The sequence below is a fragment of the Spongiivirga sp. MCCC 1A20706 genome, assembly GCF_046524175.1.
Lineage (GTDB): Bacteria > Bacteroidota > Bacteroidia > Flavobacteriales > Flavobacteriaceae > Spongiivirga.
Window position 1 is genome coordinate 423,931 of sequence record NZ_JBEFZF010000003.1, and the last position, 18,962, is coordinate 442,892.

The following is an 18,962-nucleotide window of genomic DNA, read 5'->3' on the forward strand; positions in this document are numbered from 1 at the left end:
TTAGTCATCATCGTCATCATTAAAAAGATCTAACGGATCAAAAGGCAGATCATCATCCGGATCGGGATCATCGTAATTCACCCCGGGAGGATTAAATAGTCCCCATCGGTCAATGCTATAACTGCTAGGATCGAATGTTTGAATCCACTCTACAAACAACATACGAAACTCTTCCACCTCAGCACTAAGTATTTGCAAATAATCTGCATCTTTAAAACCAAGAGATATTAAATCTGTAGCATCAGCCAACAACTCTTTAGCACATGCCCGAATTACCGCTGCATTCTCCATTTGTTCATTATATACATCACTGCTTAAAGCATTAGCAATCTTCGAAGGAATGATGCTAGCATTTTCAACCATATAATCAATATGATCGGAAATTGCATTACGCTCATATTCACTTAGTCCCTCTTGCTCTTCCGCATCAATTTGCTCAATGCGCATTATTATATCGTAAATCGCTTCAGCCTTTTTAAAAATGGGGAAATCTCTAAATTCTTTAGAGTCATCATCAAAATCATCATCCTCGTACATAGTCGTTTTATTTCACTTTAAAACGTTCGCTTAAAAAATAACATAATTAACATAGCAAGCGCCACACCTACCAGTATCGCCATAAAACTAACACTTAAATCATATTGTTTAGATAACCATCCTAAAAAAGCAGGACTTACCAAAAAACCCACATAACCAAATCCTGCTACGAAGGAAATACCTTCTGAAGGAGAAACTCCTTTTGCCTTTCCGGCCAATCGAAATAGTTCTGGAATTACCACCGAAAAGCCGAGCCCAATTAAAGCAAAGCCAATAATTGCAAATACAAAGTCTGCAAACAAAACACATAGTAAACCGACAATAGCTATTAAACAACTAGCAATGATAAGTTTTCTTGCACCAAAATTGGAGCTAATTGCATCTCCAAAAAAACGACCAAGCGTCATTGTAACCGAGAATGCAACGAAGCCATAACCTGCAATTTTATCAGTTGAGACCTGAACAATATCTAACAAATATAACTTGCTCCAGTGCTCGACCGCTCCTTCACCACCCATAATTAAAAAAGCAATTATGGTAAGCCCTAGTAGCGGGCGCAAAAGTTTTATATTAAACTTGTTCTTTTCTCGTTTTACCTGCTTTCCTTTTATAGCTATATAATTTTTTAGCAATAGCATATTAGTTATAATCACCAAAAGAGACGCAGCCAACATATGGTGCAACGGTATTTTAAAATAAGTAATTACCAATGTACCTATCCCAGCACCAATAACTCCGCCCAAACTAAAAAAACCATGAGCGGCTGACATGAAGTGTACTTCATCGTCCGACTCAATTTCAGATACTAAGGCATTCATCGCGACATCTGTTAAACAGGCAAATAGCCCGACTATATAAAGAGTAAGACATAGTAGGATATAAGAAGGAGCCATGAAGGGAAGTAAAAACACCAAAGAAAAAATAACAATACCGACAAAGGTGCTTTTTCCCAAGCCTATTTGCTTTATGATTTTCGACGAGAAAGGCACCATCGATATAGTACCTGCAGCCAAGCAAAACAGAGCGATACCCACTTGACCATCATCAAGCGATAGCTTGTCTTTTATAGTAGGTATGTACAGCACCCAAGTTGCTATTAAAATATTAAGAGATGTAAAAACCCAGGCTGGAGAGAAATATCGAAACTTTGATAAAATGAGGTACAGTGATCGCATGCCCAAAAATAGCTGAAAAACCATTAACACAACCGATTAAGAAGACGATAAATAAATTCCTATTTTTGCTAACACACCAACACCTTATTCCATTGACCGATCAAAAGGCCTCTATTGATTTTGCTCGAGAACTAGATCAAAATGATCCGCTAAACAAGTTTCGAGATCGATTTTATATTCCTAAAGATCAATATGGAAATGATCTTATTTATTTCTGTGGTAATTCGCTTGGCTTGCAACCAAAAACCACGAAGTCGTATATTGATCAAGAGTTACATGATTGGGCCAATTTAGGCGTAGAAGGACATTTCGAAGCTACCAACCCATGGATGCCCTATCACGAGTATTTGACCAGCACCATGGCCAAAATAGTTGGAGCAAAAAATAGCGAAGTAGTAGTGATGAACAGCTTAACAGTGAACCTTCATTTGATGATGGTTTCTTTTTATCGTCCTACATCTACTCGTTACAAAATACTAATTGAAGGAGATGCATTTCCTTCAGATGATTATGCGGTTAGTTCGCAATTACACAACCATAATATTAGTCGAAAAGATGGTTTAATAAAGTGGAAGGCAAGACCGGGTGAAGATTTACCTAGAATGGAAGATCTTGAGGCCATTTTAAAAAAGGAAGGAGATCAGATAGCGCTAATAATGATTGGAGCCGTTAATTATTATACTGGACAGTTTTTCGACCTAAAAAAAATTACTCAACTTGGTCACCAATACGGTTGCAAAGTTGGTTTTGATTGTGCGCATGGCGCAGGCAATGTTTCTTTAAATTTACACGATTCAGGAGCAGATTTTGCGGTATGGTGCTCTTATAAATATTTAAACTCGGGGCCTGGAAGCTTGGCTGGCTGTTTTGTTCATGAGCGTCATACCAACGACCCTACTTTAAAACGTTTCGCAGGCTGGTGGGGACATAACAAAGAAACCAGATTTAATATGAGGCACGAGTTTGATCCTATTCCTAGCGCTGAAGGTTGGCAATTGAGTAATCCCCCTATTCTATCGATGGCAGCAATAAAGGCTTCTCTCAGTATTTTTGATAAAGCGGGTATTGATCAAATTACAAAAAAGGCAACACAACTAAGTGGTTATTTAAGTAATCTCATAAAGAATATGAATAATGATCGCATTTCGATCATCACTCCTGAAGATGCTGATCAACGTGGTTGTCAAGTATCGATCAAGGTAGAAAATGCCGATAAAAGCTTACATGAGCAACTCACCGCTGCCGGAGTTATTACCGATTGGCGCGAACCCGATGTTATTAGAGCAGCTCCGGTTTCACTATACAATACTTTTGAAGAAGTTTTTATGATGGTAGAAAAGCTTAAGGCAATTATTAGCGACAAGTCTTGAATATAGAGTTATGAGTTATGAGTTATGAAAAGTACTTTTTGGAATTTGGGATTTTTATCACCTAAACTACTTAACTCGCAAACACTTACACTAAACGATGTACATACCAGAGTATTATAAAAATAACGACCAAAAAGAAATCCTCGAGTTTTTAAAAGCGAATGCATTTGGCATTTTAGTAACCGGAGGATCAAAACTATTGGCAACTCATATTCCGCTGGAACTTATTGAACGAAATGGGTCATTTTTTCTAGAGGGGCATGTTGCTCGTGGCAATGAGCAATGGAAAACTTTTAAAAATGAAAAAGAGGTACTTGCTATTTTTAACGGGCCACATTCTTACGTTTCATCATCTTGGTATGATTTCGAAGAAGTACCCACATGGAATTATGTTGCAGTCCATGTTTACGGTAAGCTAAAAGAGGTAACTGGCGAAGCTTTTGAAGCATTGCTTCATAGACTAATCAATAAATATGAAGCAACCATGAAAAATCCCATAAAACCGGAAAACCTATCTAAAAAAACCATGGCACAAATGCGTGGAATTATTGGTTTTGAAATAGAAATTACCGATATTCAAGCTACCTACAAACTATCGCAATCTCATAATGATAAAAATTACCACAGCGTAGTTGAGGAGCTTGAAAAAACACCCCTTAGTGCATCAAACGAGATTGCTGAATTAATGAAAAAGAAAAGACCTAAACGTTGATGAATAAAGATAATTCCATCTTAATTATTGGTGCCGGTTTATGCGGCAGTTTGCTTGCCTTACGTTTGGGGCAACGAGGCTATACTGTAAATGTATATGAAAAGCGCCCTGATCTTCGTAAAGTGGATATTAGTGCTGGCAGATCTATTAATCTAGCATTTTCTGATCGAGGAAATAAAGGAATGAAACTAGTTGGAATAGAAGAAAAAGTGCGTGAATTATGCATCCCGATGAACGGTAGAATGATTCACGATAAAAAGGGTAATACCTTCTTATCCAATTATAGTGGCCGTGATTATGAATATATCAATTCAATTTCTAGAGGTGATCTTAATGCTTTGTTACTTGATGAAGCTGAAAAGCATCCAAAAGTGAATATTCATTTTAACAAATCGTGCGAAAAAGTAGATTTTGAAAACACCACAGCTTATTTTATGGATGATAGCTCGAAGTCAGCATTTTCTGAAAAAGCTGATGTCATAATTGCAACAGACGGTGCAGGATCGGCATTAAGAAAAAGCTACTATCTAGAACGTAAATTCTTATTTAGTTTCTCACAAAACTATCTTACCCATGGTTATAAAGAGTTGAGTATTCTTCCAGAAAAAAACGGAGGTTATAAAACCTATAAAAATGCGTTGCATATATGGCCAAGAGGTGATTTCATGATCATCGCCTTACCAAATTTAGATGGTAGTTTTACCGTCACTTTATTCTTAAGCTATGAAGAAGGTGAATACAATTTTAGTAATCTAACCAACCCAAAAATTGTAACTGAATTTTTTCAAAAGGAATTCCCAGACGCGCTAGAATTAATGCCCAATTTGGTGGATGATTTTTTTGAAAACCCTACAGCCCCACTTGGCACCATTAAATGCTCACCATGGCATTACAAAGGAAATACCCTGCTAATGGGTGATTCGGCTCATGCAATTGTCCCGTTTTACGGTCAGGGTATGAATGCCTCTTTTGAAGATGTTGTGGAGTTTGATGCTGTTTTAGATGAAGGACATAAAAATTGGGAAACAATTTTTAAAGCATATCAGAAGCGAAGAAAAAAGGACACTGATGCTATTGCCGACCTCGCCATTGATAACTTTCATGAAATGAAAGACCATGTTGCAAATCCGATTTTTCAAGAAAAACGTAAGCTAGAAATGGCACTAGAATCTAATTTTCCCGATGATTATTCTTCAAAATATTCGTTGGTTACCTTTAATGAAGATATTGGTTATCGTGAGGCCATGGTTAAAGGAAGAGCACAAGATGAAGCCTTACTTAATATGATTACTAATGGTGATATCGAAATCACTGAAGAAATGCCAAAACCAGTACTGAAAAATGCACTACAAAAGGTGCAAACAGTTACGGACGCAATATTAAAGCAAGATAGAATTGCAGAATTAAAAGATTGAAAACTGCTAAATAAAACTTCATAATGAGTGAAAAGAAAGTAACACCCAGAGGTGCATATCCACATACAAAGCGAGTGGGTGATTTTGTTTTTGTTTCCGGCACCAGTTCCCGTCGAGCCGACAATACTATTGCCGGCGTTGATATTATTGACGAAATGGGAACAAAACGACTCAATATTGAAGTACAAACCAGAGAGGTGTTAAAAAACATTGAGAAGAACTTAGCCAATGAAGGCGCTACTTTAAATGATGTCGTCGATGTGACCTCTTTTTTAGTAAATATGAATGACTTTGCAGGTTATAATAAAGCCTATGCTGAGTTTTTCAACGCTGAAACCGGACCTGCTAGAACAACGGTGGCTGTACATCAACTACCACACCCTGATTTGGTTGTAGAAATCAAGGTGATGGCGTATAAAAGAGTTGAAAGTTGAAAATGGGATTTGGAATTTTCAAGATTTTTCAAAATCGCCTTTTTTAGTTTATATCTAGAATACAATGACCATACAAAACTTCGTTAATGGAGAATATTCAAATCCGATTAATAATAATTGGATCGATAATTATTGCCCAGCCAATGGCAAAATATATGGTCAAATTCCAAATAGCACAGAAGAAGATATAGCATTGGCAGTAGAAGTAGCTGAAGTAGCATTCAAAAGCTGGTCAACAACTACGGTTGAGAAACGAAGTACAATCCTTTTAAAAATTGCCGAAGGTATCGAGTCCCGATTAGATGAACTTGCCGAGGCAGAAAGTAAAGATAATGGTAAACCAGTTAACCTTGCTAAATCAGTCGATATCCCCAGAGCAGCTAGCAATTTTCGGTTTTTTGGCCATGCCATAACTCAATTTGCAAGCGAATCTCATGACAGCACAGGACAAAATGCTTTAAACTATACGCTAAGACAACCCATAGGCATTGTAGGCTGTATTTCTCCTTGGAATCTACCTCTTTACCTTTTCACCTGGAAAATTGCACCGGCATTAGCAGCCGGTAATTGTGTGATTGCAAAACCAAGCGAAGTAACACCGATGACTGCTTTTTTATTAGGAGAAATTTGTAATAAAGCAGGCTTACCAAAAGGTGTACTAAACATTGTACACGGACTTGGAAGCAATACTGGTCAGGCTATAATCGCGCATTCTAAAATCAAGGCCATATCGTTTACAGGAGGCACTAAAACAGGAGCTCACATAGCGGCAATCGCAGCGCCAAAATTCAAAAAGCTCTCTTTGGAGTTAGGCGGAAAAAATCCCAATATTATTTTCGCTGATTGTGACTATGAAGACATGTTGAATACTACCGTAAAATCATCATTTGCCAATCAGGGACAAATATGTTTATGCGGAAGTAGAGTATTTGTTGAACGCGCTATCTATGATAAGTTTAAAACTGATTTTATCAATAAAGTAAGTCAGCTGAAAGTGGGTGACCCTGGTATGGAAGAAACAGATTTAGGCGCATTAGTTTCTAAAGACCATTTAAAGAAAGTAATGTCCTATATAGAAACTGCAGAACAAGACGACGGAACCATTTTATATGGTGGACAAGAAATTAGCGTTGAAGGTTTAGAAAATGGTTACTACTTAATGCCAACCGTTATTGAAGTAAAAAATAATTCCTGCAAACTAAATCAAGAGGAAATATTTGGTCCTGTAGTTACTATTATGCCATTCGATACTGAAAAAGAGGTATTATCCATGGCAAATGACACCACTTATGGACTTTCAGCCACTATATGGACCAACAACCTAAAAAGAACCATGCGAATGAGCAAAGCGCTCGAAAGCGGCATTGTATGGGTAAACACTTGGATGATGCGCGATCTACGAACTCCGTTTGGTGGAATGAAGAATAGCGGTGTAGGAAGAGAAGGTGGCTTTGAAGCATTGCGATTTTTTACCGATACAAAAAATGTATGTATACAATATTAGATAGCACATTGAAATATCTTGACTAATACGATATAATTAAAAAATGAATCTGAATCTAAACAATAAAAACGCTCTCGTCTGTGGAAGCACCCAAGGTATTGGTAAAGCTACCGCTATGGTATTGGCCACACTTGGTGTAAATGTTATTCTAGTTGCTAGAAATGAAGATAAATTAAGGGCGGTGCTAGCTGAATTACCTAACAACAAACAACAGCATAGTTATATTGCAGCCGACTTTCAAGATCCTGAGGCATTACAGCAAAAAGTATTGGTAAAACTGCATGCGCTTAAAGCAGTGCATATACTTGTGAATAATACTGGAGGACCCGCTGGAGGACCAGTTTACAGTGCTAAAATAAGTGATTTCGAAAGTGCCTTTACACAACATCTAAAATGCAACCACCTACTTGTTCAAGCGGTAGTACCTAAAATGAAAGATATTGGTTATGGCAGAATCATCAATGTGATTTCCACCTCAGTAAAACAACCACTTCCTGACTTAGGCGTCTCCAATACCATAAGAGGCGCTGTTGGCAATTGGGCAAAAACATTAGCAAATGAACTTGGTGAATTTGGTATCACTGTAAACAATGTGCTACCCGGCGCAACTGAAACTGAGCGTTTAACTCAAATCATAAGTAATAAGGCTGCAAAAACAAGCAAAAGTTTTGATGAAATTGCCAATAACATGAAATCAACTATTCCCGCAAAACGATTTGCTCAACCCGAAGAAACTGCAAATGCTATTGCTTTTTTAGCAAGTGAAGCAGCAGGGTATATTAACGGAATCAACCTTCCTGTAGATGGCGGGCGCACCAAATCACTTTAAAACACTTTTATGAGAAAACTTTTATCTATTATAATCCTTGTTTCAAATTTTTCTGTTTGCCTTGCTCAGGAAGAACTGAGTATAACAATTAAAGAAGCTAGTTATAAGGCTAAAGAATCGACCATAAATCTATCACTCACTTTCACAAACAACACGCAAAAAGCTATATACATTGTAAAACCCCAATCATTTCTTTTTGATAAACACCTCGATCTGAACAATCAATTAGAACATCATGGTTTGGATATTGCCCCATTCAAATTAACTATTACATCAAACAAAAAATGTAAAGTTTCTGAAGAAGGTTATGTTCAAATTATGGATGATGGAAGTGGAAACCAAATGAACTTAATAAGTGATTTGGTAAAAATAGAAGCAGGTCAATCGGAATCTTTTGAAAATATAAAAATAGAGCGCTACGACGGTGTGTTCTGTAATAAAAGAACATTCTCAATAAGTCTGACATACAATCCTCAATTTTATTTCATTGAAGAAAACGAATTAGCTGATCTGACCAAGCGTTATAACGAGATCAAGGATAAAACACGTATATTGAATAGGATGTTATACTACTCGTTAACCAGATATCAGAGCACAGAAAAAGATAATTTCAAAAAGTTAAATGATCTTTTTGGTGACTTAGCAATTATGAAGTCACTTAATGGAAAAACCTATACCTCCAACTCAATTGTTGCCACGGAATTAAAGTAATTTTAACCGAATCAACTTTAAAGTTTCATATCTTTATAGGATTACTTAATTAGCATTCATGAAACGTAAACTTCGTATTAACGGTCACTCGCACCTACTACCCTATCCTCATGAAATTCCACAATTTATGAAGGACAAGGAGATTTTTTGGGTTGATGACGAGCGTAAGTTTATGCTTCAAAAAGGTTGGAGACGCCCAGTAACCGATTCGAGTTTTTTCTTAAATGAAAAGCTGGAATGGATGGAGCGTTACAAAATTGATCATGCTGTGGTATTGAATCTTTCGCAATTGTACGGCAATGGACTTCGTCTAGAGGAAATGAAACAGGCATTGCGATTTCAAAATGATTTTAATGCGCGTATTCAACATGAAAACCCCTCAAAATTTACCTGCGGCTTTGTGGTACACCCGGGATATGCTCGCGGTGCCGTTTGGGAAATTGAACGCTGTGTTGAGGAGTTGGGTATGAATTTACTTTGTTTACCCACTCATTATATGGATACTATTGGTACTTGGCGATGTATTTTTGATGAAGAAAACGAGCGTATTTTTGAAGCCGCTGATAATTATGGTTTAGCAGTAGAAATCCACCCTTATGACGGTGAGAAATTTATCTTACTGGAGAACACTTCGTGGCGTTTTCATTTAATATGGATGTTGGCACAATGCGCTGATGCTTATCATTTTTTAACCTTGAACGGGTATCAAAACAAGTATCCTAACATGCGTGTGTGTTTTGCACATGGCGGGCAACTAGCGCAAATAAATCTCGGACGCCGTATTCAAGGCTTTGACGGACGACCAGACTTATTTGAAGGTAAACAACATCCAAGAAAGGCTGTTGGTCACCCGAATATATTTTTCGACACCTTAGTTCACGATACCGGATCATTAAAGCTACTCGTTGAAAACCAAGGTTCAAAACAAATTTTAATGGGTTTAGACGACCCTTATCCTTTGGGTGAAATGGAAAGTGAGCAACAGTCTTCTTATCCAGGAAAAATACTAGATCTCGCAAAGGAAAGAGGTATTTTCACAGCAGAAGAATGCGATGCAATTTGGGAGGATAATGTATTACAGTGGTTGTATGGAGATAATGACGAGAAAAAGCAAGTACTAATTGATAAAATCCTAGCGAAACAAACAACAGTATAATCTTAGTAACACTCTCCATCTACCACATAGTAACGCTCACCATCTAAAAAGGTTTTACCATCTTTCATCGTTATGGCCATTTGTTGCACATTTCCGTCGTGATAGGTTAATATCAAAAGTGGATATTTCTCACCTTCAACAATTTTCCAGTTACCATGACCTTTAGCCTGATGATCCTGAAAAACACTTGCATTTTCGCTACCGACATTTACAAAACTACTACCAAAATAGGTGAACACGCTGCTGGCACAAAGGTTGATCTCTTTCTTTAAATCGTAACCACCACTTAGTCCACTACCATTACCTGATCGGTCGGGTGAGTTATAATAGTCTACCCATACCAACTTGTTGCCATTTACGCGTTCAATGCACTGCGCTGTGCTTGTTTTATGGGGATCAGCAGGTTGAATAGGATGAAAAAACTGAACACTATTTGCTACCTTTTTAGCTAATTGGATGGTTTTTTGACCGTAAAGAGCTCTTTCAATTAACGAAACAATAATCAATCCTTTTCCTTCTTTACTTCTCTTAGAAATTAGAAAGGCCTTTATCGATTGCCCACTCACCAAACCTTCATACATTCCGGTAATTTGTTCGGTACCAACATTCAATGCTCCCTTTAAATTAAGCTGAACAGCTTGATCATGAAAGCCACCTTTCAATTGCTGAATTAGTTGATTTTGTGATTCCGCTTCTGAGAAAAATAAAACCATTCTGCCCGCCTCGATATTTGACCCCATGATATACATATCATCAGCTTCTTTACCCATCCAGTTTTCAGGAATACTAAATTGCAAGCCATATTCAGGATAAGAAACGATTCCAGTTTGCTGTGCGTTGAGCTTGTTCGACATGATGAAGAAAAGTATTAGCGAGGCGATTATTAGTGTTTTCATTTGTCAAGGATTAAAAAACACAATCAAAAGCCAAGGCTGCTTTACGTATGCGATGGTTATTCATATCAGCGATATACATGGTAGTACCATCTATAGCGATACCCCTTGGATAGTTGAATTTTGCTTCAGCGCCTACGCCATTTTGATAACCTGAAGTGCTACCCGCAATGGTTTTTACGGTCCCATTCGTCGAAATGACGCGCAATTTCTGGTTATTCTCTTCGGATATATAAATATTACCTGCTGCGTCAACTGCGATTCCATTGGGTCGCTTAAATCGGGCTTTGTTTGAAGATCCATCTAAATATCCCTCAACACTTCCGGCTATGGTTGTGACATACCCATTCGGATCAATTTTTCGTATTCGATGACCGCGCCATTCAACCACCAATAAATTCCCATTATTATCTGCAGTAATACCTCTTGGAAAATCAAATTTCGCATTGTAACCATCTTCATAACCTAAAGAAGAGCCTGCAAAGGTACTAACGACACCAGATAGCGTGACTTTTCGAATTCTTTGACTTCCCTCATCGGTAACATATAAACTACCATCGGGTGAATAAGTAATTCCGTACGGATAATAAAATTGCGCCTGGCTACCGTTTCCATCATTACTTCCTGGGGTTCCATTACCAGCCAATGTTGTTACCATTCCGGTTTTGTCAATTTTTCTAATTGCATGATTCCCCCTGTCAACGACATAGATATTATCTTTTTCATCAATTGCGATACTCGAAGGGTTTAAAAATTGAGCATTTCTACCAAACCCATCTTGAAAGCCACTTAAGCCGCCTGCAATGGTGCTAACCTTTCCATCTTGCGTTATTTTTCGAATACGATGATTTCCCCAATCGGCTACAACTACATCGCCTTTACTGTTTAACGCTACATCAGCTGGAATAGAGAACTTTGCAGTACGTACGTTTCCATCTTCATAACCGTTACCTCCTCCGGTAACAGTTAAAACAGATGCATCGGTAGGTGTACATTGAGCGTTTGTTCTTAAGTTAGCCACTTGTAATGTTTCACCTTCTGCTATATTTTCTTTTGAGCAAGCTATTACTAAGCACACCAATAGCAAGCTGTAAATTATTTTTAACCTCATCTTTAATATGTTTAAGTTAATTTTTTGGAAAACTCCCCATTTCTTCAATTTTCAAAACAGGGAGTTTTTAGAATTATATAGGATAGGAGTGCTTATTCAATAGACCACACATCACCCAAAGTAGAATCACCTGCTGTGCCGCGATCACCAGCGATGACCCAAATTTTATCATTGAATACTACTGAACTATGTCCAAACCGTTTGGCAAACCCTAAATTTTCATTGGCTTGAGTCCAATTTTCTCCATCACCGCTATACCATATATCGTTTAAAAAGCGGCTTGAATTATTACCATCTCGACCTCCAGTCATCCAAAGACGATCATCATATACCACCACTGTAGGCAGCACACGCGCGGCCAACGGAGCATTATCGGTAACAACTTCCCAGTTAATACCATTGGAAGATTTAAATACACTATTGGAAAAACCAGCGATATACCAAATACTATCTTTAAAAACAGTTGCCCTAAAACCACGACAGCAAAAGCCGGCATCAGCAGTAAGTTGAGTCCACTCACCCCCATCTGTACTCGACCAAACTTCATTTCTATCACTCGTTTCTTCGCCCACACCTCCTATTAGCACAAGACTATTGTTAAAGCTTACCACCTGTAAGTTATATCTTGGTGAAAAGGCAGCTGAAAGTGCTACCGGTGTCCAATTAATCCCATCTTCAGTAACCCAAACGTCATTCTTATATCCGGCAGGTTGCGCAAAGCTATCACGTCCGCCAATAAGCCACATCTTACCATCATGTACGACCAGAGCATGTTCTCCTCTTCGTCCAAAAGGCGCAGTATCAGTAACCAAATCCCAGTTTTCACCATCGCTGCTTGACCATACATCTTCGTAAAAAGTACCACAACAATTAATACCACCTACAACCCACATTTTATTATTAAAGACGACTGATCCGTGGCCATATCGCCTAGAAAATGCAGCGCTAGTGGTTACTTCAGTTGCTACCACCGCACCTTGCGTTACGAATGAGCGCACTTCACTTTCGGCCTCACCACCTTTTAAATCGGTTGCAATCACCTTCCAATAGTAGCGGGTTTCATTTTCAAGATCACTAATTGAAAAATTAGTGACTTGGGTTTGGTTCATCACCTTAGTACTTGGATTGGCACTTTGATCGAGATATACATCATATAAAACACTATCTCCGTCAGGGTCGACTGCTGCATCCCAACTTAATTCTACATTTAATGGTATATCGCGTGCATCATTAACCGGACTTAACAGATTAAATACCCCAGGCGCTTGATTGGTGGTGAATGATTGGATATCACTATCAGTCATTGCTCCTTTATCGTCTTTCACTCTTACTTTCCAGTAATAGGTAGTATTTAATTCAAGTTCGTTTACCAAAATATAAGCAAGCTCAGTAATGTCAGTAGTGATTGAAGTATCGGCGTCATTAGTGTCTAAAAATACTTCGTATGTTACCGGATCTCCATCGGGATCAGCTGCAGCTTGCCAAGTTAGTTCAGGTAGTAAAACTACACCCGATGCTTCATTAGCCGGGCTGCTCAATATGGCCTTTTCAGGTGCTTCATTCGGCTCCATCCCGGTAGTAAAACTAAAATCAGATGTTGATGTGAGCCCGTCGGGATCAGATGCCGTAACGGTACCTGAATAAGAAGTATCAAAATTTAGATTTTCTGCCTCAACACTGTTTCTATTAGCAGCACCATTTAAAATAGTATTGCCGTCGAGTACCACAGAATAATTTACCGCGTCACCATCCGGATCAGTAGCTTGCGTCCACATAATGGTTGCATTATTACCTTCAACCGATGTGGTAACGGTAAAATTACCCGGTGGGCGGTTTTCAGGTTCTGGGGGCGGATTGTTGTTATCTTTACTACACGCACTGATAATGAGTATAAAGAAGAACATTTTGCCAATTGTTTTCATTTTAAGTTTCTTTAGATTAACAATGGCAAGGTGCTAACTATCAACAAGCTGTGCATGAGGTAAAACCACTGAAGTACTAATTAGGGGTTTTCCCTAGGTTTTTAGTTGGCAGACTCAAATTTTTAATTTTAATAGCCTCCCTTTTAAAGGAAATTAGATTGATCTCTTTGGTTGAGAATAAACAGGAATTTCATTAAGCATAAGTCTCGATATGGTCCTATAGCCATCAGGACCAAGCGACTTTCCATTGAAAAAGTAATATTTGATTAGCAAGTCACCGGGAGCGGAGTTGCGAGGTGAACTCTTAACTAAATCAAACCCTTTTCCATCGCTGATTTAATTAATCCTGCAGTGTTTCGCGCACCCATTTTTTGGATAAGATTGTTACGATGCGCTTCAACAGTTTTTGGACTTACACATAACTTCTCGGCAATTTCCTGACTGGTATGTTCATTTGCGATAAGGTTGAGCACCTCTTTTTCACGGCGGGTAAGTTTGGGTACAAATCTTGTTTGTGTTGGACTACCAATACTTTCAGCCAATAATATTTGTTGTACCGCCCGCGGCAAATAAGTGTTACCCGCATAGACCTCTTTTAAAGCAAGTATCAGCTCATCTTTTTCGGTGTTTTTTAGCAGATAACCTTTAGCTCCATTACGTAACATATTTTTAATGAATCCTGGTTCGCTGTAGTTTGAAAGCGCTATTATGACAATATCAGGATATTTTAAACCAATTTCCTTGCATAATTCAATTCCATTACCGTCTGGAAGATTAATATCCAGCAATAGGATAGTGGGTTCATTTTTGTTGACATCATCAAAAAAATGAACCGCTTTATCATATGCACCAATTACCTGAATGTTGGATTCGTTTTGCAACATGGTTTGAATCCCTTGAAGCACCATCGTATGATCATCTACAATAGAAACCTTAATCATTTGTGGCTAGTTTATCGAGTTCAACAACAAGTCCGAAGGTTGTTCCATTTTTACCAGATGAAATATCTAAATCAGCTTTCAGGAAGTCGGCTCGAGAGCGAATGTTTTTAAGCCCCATACCTTCCGCCTTTTCATCGATATTAAATCCTTTGCCATTGTCTTCAACAGTTAAGTGCAAATGATCGTCTCGGTGATTTAATTGCACTAAGGCCTCTGATGCTTCCGCATGTTTCACGATATTGTTCAACATTTCTTGAATCATTCGATACACGGCGGTTTCATGTTCTTTATTAAGCTGGAATTGATCGCCATAATACTGAAAATCGACTGACACTTTACTGGAGGTATTGACTTTGGTACAATATTGTTTAATGGCTTCTATTAGGTCGAAATTATGCAATGATGGTGGCGCCAAATTATGGGATATACGTCGAACTTGCTCCACTGCATTATCAAGCATCGTAATCGCCTCTTTATACTCTTGCTTTTCTTCGTTTGAAAAAGCAGATTTGTCGACATTGCTAATCTTGTATTTAATAACCGATAAGTCACCATTAATACCATCATGTAGGTCTTGTGCGAGGCGAACTCGTTCTTTTTCTTCTCCGGTAATCAAGGCCTCTAACTTGACCACCTCCTGCTCATTCTTTAGTGCGAGAATACGATTATCTTTCAGTTTTTGGCGTTGACGGGAATAAAGCCAAATGCCGATTCCTCCAAGCAATAAAAATCCACCTCCTAACAATGATAGTTTAATTTGATTATTTCGTTTTAAGAGGGTGTTTTCTTGTTCCTGAAGTTGGGCGGATTGTTCGGCGAGTTCTTTGTTCTTTTTTTCGGTTTCATATTTCTCCTCCATTTCTAAAGCTAACGCTCTTCGTTCATCGGTTAACAGCGAATCCTTAACTTCAACATATTCGTCTAAGATATAATACGATTTTTCAAAATTCCCGAGTGCAGCTTCAGTTTCTGCATAATTTAAATACCCATGAACAAGCAAAGCAGGTACTGGTTCGTCTTCATAGTATGCCTCAAGTTCTTGATAGTATTTTGAAGCGGATGCATAATTACCCATTTCAAACTCATTTCTAGCTAATGAAACCGTACTAACGACCACATCAAACTCTTTATTCAGTTGTACAGCATATTCTCTTGCCAGCTTTAAGTGTTTATTTGCTTTACTATATTCCTCAAGATTGGTAAAATTATTTCCCATTTGATTATTCATCCAATAACAAATTTCTGGGGAATTAGTTTTAGAACATAGGGACATTCCCTCCTTTAAGTACATTGCAATGCTATCGTATTTATCCTCATCGATTAACATATTGGTCAATCCATAAATTGAATATGCTTGAACTCTATAATTTTTCCCTTCTTTACTAGCACTGTAAGCTTTTTTATAATATTCACGACATTTTTCATAGAGTTGTAGATACTCATATTCTGTTGCCAGATTAGCATAAATCAAGCTTACTTCTGCTTGATTATTCTTTACCAAGTCAACTGCTTTTAATTTATAGTCAATTCGTCTTTTGACATCATACGATTCTTTAAATGTCATTGCAATATTGGAATATGTTTTGGCCCGTAAAATGCTATCTTCTTCTTTATCAAGAAGTTTTAAGGTCTTTTCATAGAAAATTCTAGCCGAATCAACTTCATCTTTATAATACTTAATAAGCCCGATGTTATTGTATGCAGTTGCCAATTTGTAATTATGAGATTGAAGAGACTGTTCAAGCGTCTTTTGAGCGTAAAATGCCATACTATCGATACTTGTAGATTTATAAAAATCGACAAGCTCCAGCAACACATCAACTTTTGTGCTATCATTCGTCTGGCTGTCTTGTAATATTAATTTCAAACTATCGACCTGGATAACTTGAGGGAACGCAAAATTCCAACAACACATTAAATACAACAAAAAAAGTATTCTTCTCATTGATTTTATTTTGGTTAGCACAAATCTACCTTCAAAATACAACTAAATTTTAATTGGTTTTACCCATCTGATGATCTAGGGGAAAACCCTAGGTTTTGTTTTGGTTGTAGCCCGTTATTTTACACTGACAAAAAAGCAGATTTTTTCCACAAAATTTTGTTGATAACTTACCCCCTGAAACACCTATAAATACTAGCAAGTGAAGCCTATTTTGCTATATTTGCTTGTTAGCGAAAAATTGGGTCTTTCACAATCCACTTTTGCATGGTTTTTGCACAACAAAAACCGTATACAACACAAACCCAAACGCAGTTTTATGAGCGAAGAAAATAAAGAAGAGAAAAAGCATAATTATTCAGCTGATAGTATTCAGGCACTGGAAGGAATGGAGCATGTGCGCATGCGCCCATCCATGTATATTGGTGATGTAGGAGTTCGAGGTCTACACCATTTGGTTTATGAGGTAGTCGACAACTCGATCGATGAGGCGATGGCCGGTTACTGCGATCAAATTGATGTGTGGATTAATGAAGATAATTCAATCACCGTTCGTGATAACGGACGTGGTATTCCTGTTGGGATTCATAAAAAAGAAGGCGTTTCTGCTCTTGAAGTAGTAATGACCAAAATTGGTGCTGGTGGTAAGTTTGATAAAGACTCATATAAAGTATCAGGCGGACTTCATGGTGTAGGTGTTTCTTGTGTAAATGCACTTTCTAATCACCTGAAAGCAACAGTTTACAAAGACGGTAAAATCTGGGAACAAGAATATGAGCGTGGTAAAACCTTATATCCGGTAAAAGCAGTTGGCGATACTGATGATAATGGTACTGTGGTAACTTTTACCCCTGATGATTCTATATTCACTCAAACTACTGAGTATAACTACGATACCTTAGCTGCTCGTTTGCGAGAGCTTTCTTTCTTAAATAAAGGCATTAAAATATCAATCACCGATAAACGTAATAAGGACGAAAAAGGTGAATTTATTCGAGAAGACTTTCATAGTGATGAAGGCCTTCCAGAATTTGTAAAGTATTTAGATAGCACGCGCGATCAGTTGATTGCTACTGTTATCTCTATGGAAGGAGAAAAAAATGGGATTCCCGTAGAAGTGGCAATGATCTATAACACTTCGTACACTGAGAATCTACATTCTTATGTCAACAACATTAATACACATGAAGGAGGTACACACCTTTCAGGTTTCCGTCGCGGACTGACACATACGCTAAAAAAATACGCCGATAGTTCAGGCATGCTTGACAAGCTAAAGTTTGATGTAGCCGGAGATGATTTCCGAGAGGGATTAACAGCAATTGTATCCGTAAAAGTCGCTGAACCTCAATTTGAAGGACAAACGAAGACGAAGTTAGGTAACCGCGAGGTGAGTTCAGCAGTGAGTCAGGCAGTGTCAGAAATGCTTACTGATTATTTAGAAGAACACCCTGATGATGCTAAAACGATTGTGCAAAAGGTAATTCTCGCTGCACAAGCACGTCATGCGGCTACCAAAGCTCGTGAAATGGTGCAACGTAAAACAGTCATGAGTATTGGCGGACTACCAGGAAAGTTAAGTGACTGCTCAGAAACTGATCCTGCACAATGTGAAATATTCCTTGTTGAGGGTGACTCAGCAGGTGGTACTGCAAAAATGGGACGTAACCGTATGTTTCAAGCAATTTTACCGTTACGCGGTAAAATCTTGAATGTTGAAAAAGCGATGCAGCATAAAGTTTTTGAAAATGAAGAAATCAAAAACATGTTTACCGCATTGGGGGTCACCATCGGTACTGAAGAAGATAGCAAAGCATTAAACCTTTCCAAACTTCGATATCACAAAGTAGTAATCATGTGTGATGCCGATGTCGATGGTAGCCATATTGAAACATTAATTTTAACGTTCTTCTTCCGCTATATGAGAGAGTTAATTGAAAATGGCCATATCTATATTGCTACCCCTCCACTTTACCTGGTGAAAAAAGGTAATAAAAAGGAATATGCTTGGAATGACGATCAACGCGATATGATCAATCAAAATATGGGAGGCACCGCAACCATACAGCGTTACAAAGGTCTTGGTGAAATGAATGCTGAACAACTTTGGGAAACAACAATGAATCCGGAGTTTAGAACATTAAGACAAGTAACGATTGATAATGGTAGTGAAGCGGATCGTATTTTCTCAATGCTAATGGGTGATGAAGTTCCACCACGTCGAGAATTCATTGAAAAGAATGCTGTTTACGCAAATATTGATGCATAATTAGTAACAGTCAAAATAAATGAAGTCCACCCCATAAAGGT

Annotated in this window: 16 protein-coding genes; 9 read left to right on the forward strand and 7 right to left on the reverse strand. The window is 38.0% G+C overall.

The features are described from left to right. On the reverse strand, positions 1 to 537 hold the full coding sequence (locus ABN763_RS09910; protein ID WP_410485302.1) for a hypothetical protein: 537 nt from the start codon (positions 535 to 537) through the stop codon (positions 1 to 3). A 17-nt stretch (positions 538 to 554) separates the two neighbouring features. Continuing rightward, entirely contained in the window at positions 555 to 1,712 is a 1,158-nt protein-coding gene (locus ABN763_RS09915; RefSeq protein WP_410485303.1) for an MFS transporter, read from the reverse strand. 65 nt (positions 1,713 to 1,777) lie between these two features. Between ABN763_RS09915 and kynU the strand changes: the two genes are divergently transcribed. From kynU to ABN763_RS09955, 8 genes are all read left to right on the forward strand, one after another. Next, positions 1,778 to 3,082, forward strand: coding sequence for a kynureninase (gene kynU, locus ABN763_RS09920; protein WP_410485304.1), 1,305 nt, complete (start codon positions 1,778 to 1,780; stop codon positions 3,080 to 3,082). A gap of 97 nt (positions 3,083 to 3,179) precedes the next feature. Then, positions 3,180 to 3,794 (forward strand): FMN-binding negative transcriptional regulator, encoded by a 615-nt coding sequence (locus tag ABN763_RS09925; RefSeq protein ID WP_410485305.1) that lies wholly within the window; start codon positions 3,180 to 3,182, stop codon positions 3,792 to 3,794. After that, a complete protein-coding gene (locus ABN763_RS09930; protein ID WP_410485306.1) occupies positions 3,794 to 5,209 on the forward strand; it encodes an FAD-dependent oxidoreductase in 1,416 nt (471 codons plus the stop codon). Before ABN763_RS09925 ends, ABN763_RS09930 begins: the two co-directional genes overlap by 1 nt. Before the next feature lie 23 nt (positions 5,210 to 5,232). Next, on the forward strand, positions 5,233 to 5,643 hold the full coding sequence (locus tag ABN763_RS09935) for a RidA family protein (RefSeq protein WP_410485307.1): 411 nt from the start codon (positions 5,233 to 5,235) through the stop codon (positions 5,641 to 5,643). 64 nt (positions 5,644 to 5,707) lie between these two features. After that, a complete protein-coding gene (locus ABN763_RS09940) occupies positions 5,708 to 7,147 on the forward strand; it encodes an aldehyde dehydrogenase (RefSeq protein WP_410485308.1) in 1,440 nt (479 codons plus the stop codon). Positions 7,148 to 7,190: 43 nt separating this feature from the next. Then, positions 7,191 to 7,976, forward strand: coding sequence for an SDR family oxidoreductase (locus tag ABN763_RS09945; RefSeq protein WP_410485309.1), 786 nt, complete (start codon positions 7,191 to 7,193; stop codon positions 7,974 to 7,976). A gap of 9 nt (positions 7,977 to 7,985) precedes the next feature. Then, positions 7,986 to 8,687, forward strand: a complete 702-nt coding sequence (locus tag ABN763_RS09950; RefSeq protein ID WP_410485310.1) for a hypothetical protein — start codon at positions 7,986 to 7,988, stop codon at positions 8,685 to 8,687. 58 nt (positions 8,688 to 8,745) lie between these two features. After that, on the forward strand, positions 8,746 to 9,843 hold the full coding sequence (locus ABN763_RS09955) for an amidohydrolase family protein (RefSeq protein WP_410485311.1): 1,098 nt from the start codon (positions 8,746 to 8,748) through the stop codon (positions 9,841 to 9,843). 2 nt (positions 9,844 to 9,845) lie between these two features. Here ABN763_RS09955 and ABN763_RS09960 read toward each other — a convergent pair whose 3' ends face one another. The 5 genes from ABN763_RS09960 to ABN763_RS09980 all read right to left on the reverse strand — a co-directional run bounded on the left by ABN763_RS09960 (position 9,846) and on the right by ABN763_RS09980 (position 16,655). Next, positions 9,846 to 10,739, reverse strand: a complete 894-nt coding sequence (locus tag ABN763_RS09960) for a hypothetical protein (RefSeq protein ID WP_410485312.1) — start codon at positions 10,737 to 10,739, stop codon at positions 9,846 to 9,848. A 10-nt stretch (positions 10,740 to 10,749) separates the two neighbouring features. Continuing rightward, positions 10,750 to 11,847 (reverse strand): NHL repeat-containing protein, encoded by a 1,098-nt coding sequence (locus ABN763_RS09965; protein ID WP_410485313.1) that lies wholly within the window; start codon positions 11,845 to 11,847, stop codon positions 10,750 to 10,752. A 92-nt stretch (positions 11,848 to 11,939) separates the two neighbouring features. Next, positions 11,940 to 13,769, reverse strand: a complete 1,830-nt coding sequence (locus tag ABN763_RS09970) for a fibronectin type III domain-containing protein (protein ID WP_410485314.1) — start codon at positions 13,767 to 13,769, stop codon at positions 11,940 to 11,942. Positions 13,770 to 14,077: 308 nt separating this feature from the next. After that, positions 14,078 to 14,710 (reverse strand): response regulator, encoded by a 633-nt coding sequence (locus ABN763_RS09975; RefSeq protein WP_410485315.1) that lies wholly within the window; start codon positions 14,708 to 14,710, stop codon positions 14,078 to 14,080. Next, the gene (locus tag ABN763_RS09980) at positions 14,703 to 16,655 is read right to left on the reverse strand and encodes an ATP-binding protein (RefSeq protein ID WP_410485316.1); all 1,953 of its coding nucleotides are present in this window, start codon (positions 16,653 to 16,655) and stop codon (positions 14,703 to 14,705) included. The genes ABN763_RS09975 and ABN763_RS09980 overlap by 8 nt, the downstream gene beginning before the upstream one ends. 316 nt (positions 16,656 to 16,971) lie before the next feature. On the opposite strand from ABN763_RS09980, the gene gyrB reads away from it, so the two are divergent. Then, a complete protein-coding gene (gene gyrB, locus ABN763_RS09985) occupies positions 16,972 to 18,921 on the forward strand; it encodes a DNA topoisomerase (ATP-hydrolyzing) subunit B (RefSeq protein WP_410485317.1) in 1,950 nt (649 codons plus the stop codon). Positions 18,922 to 18,962: the final 41 nt, after the last annotated feature.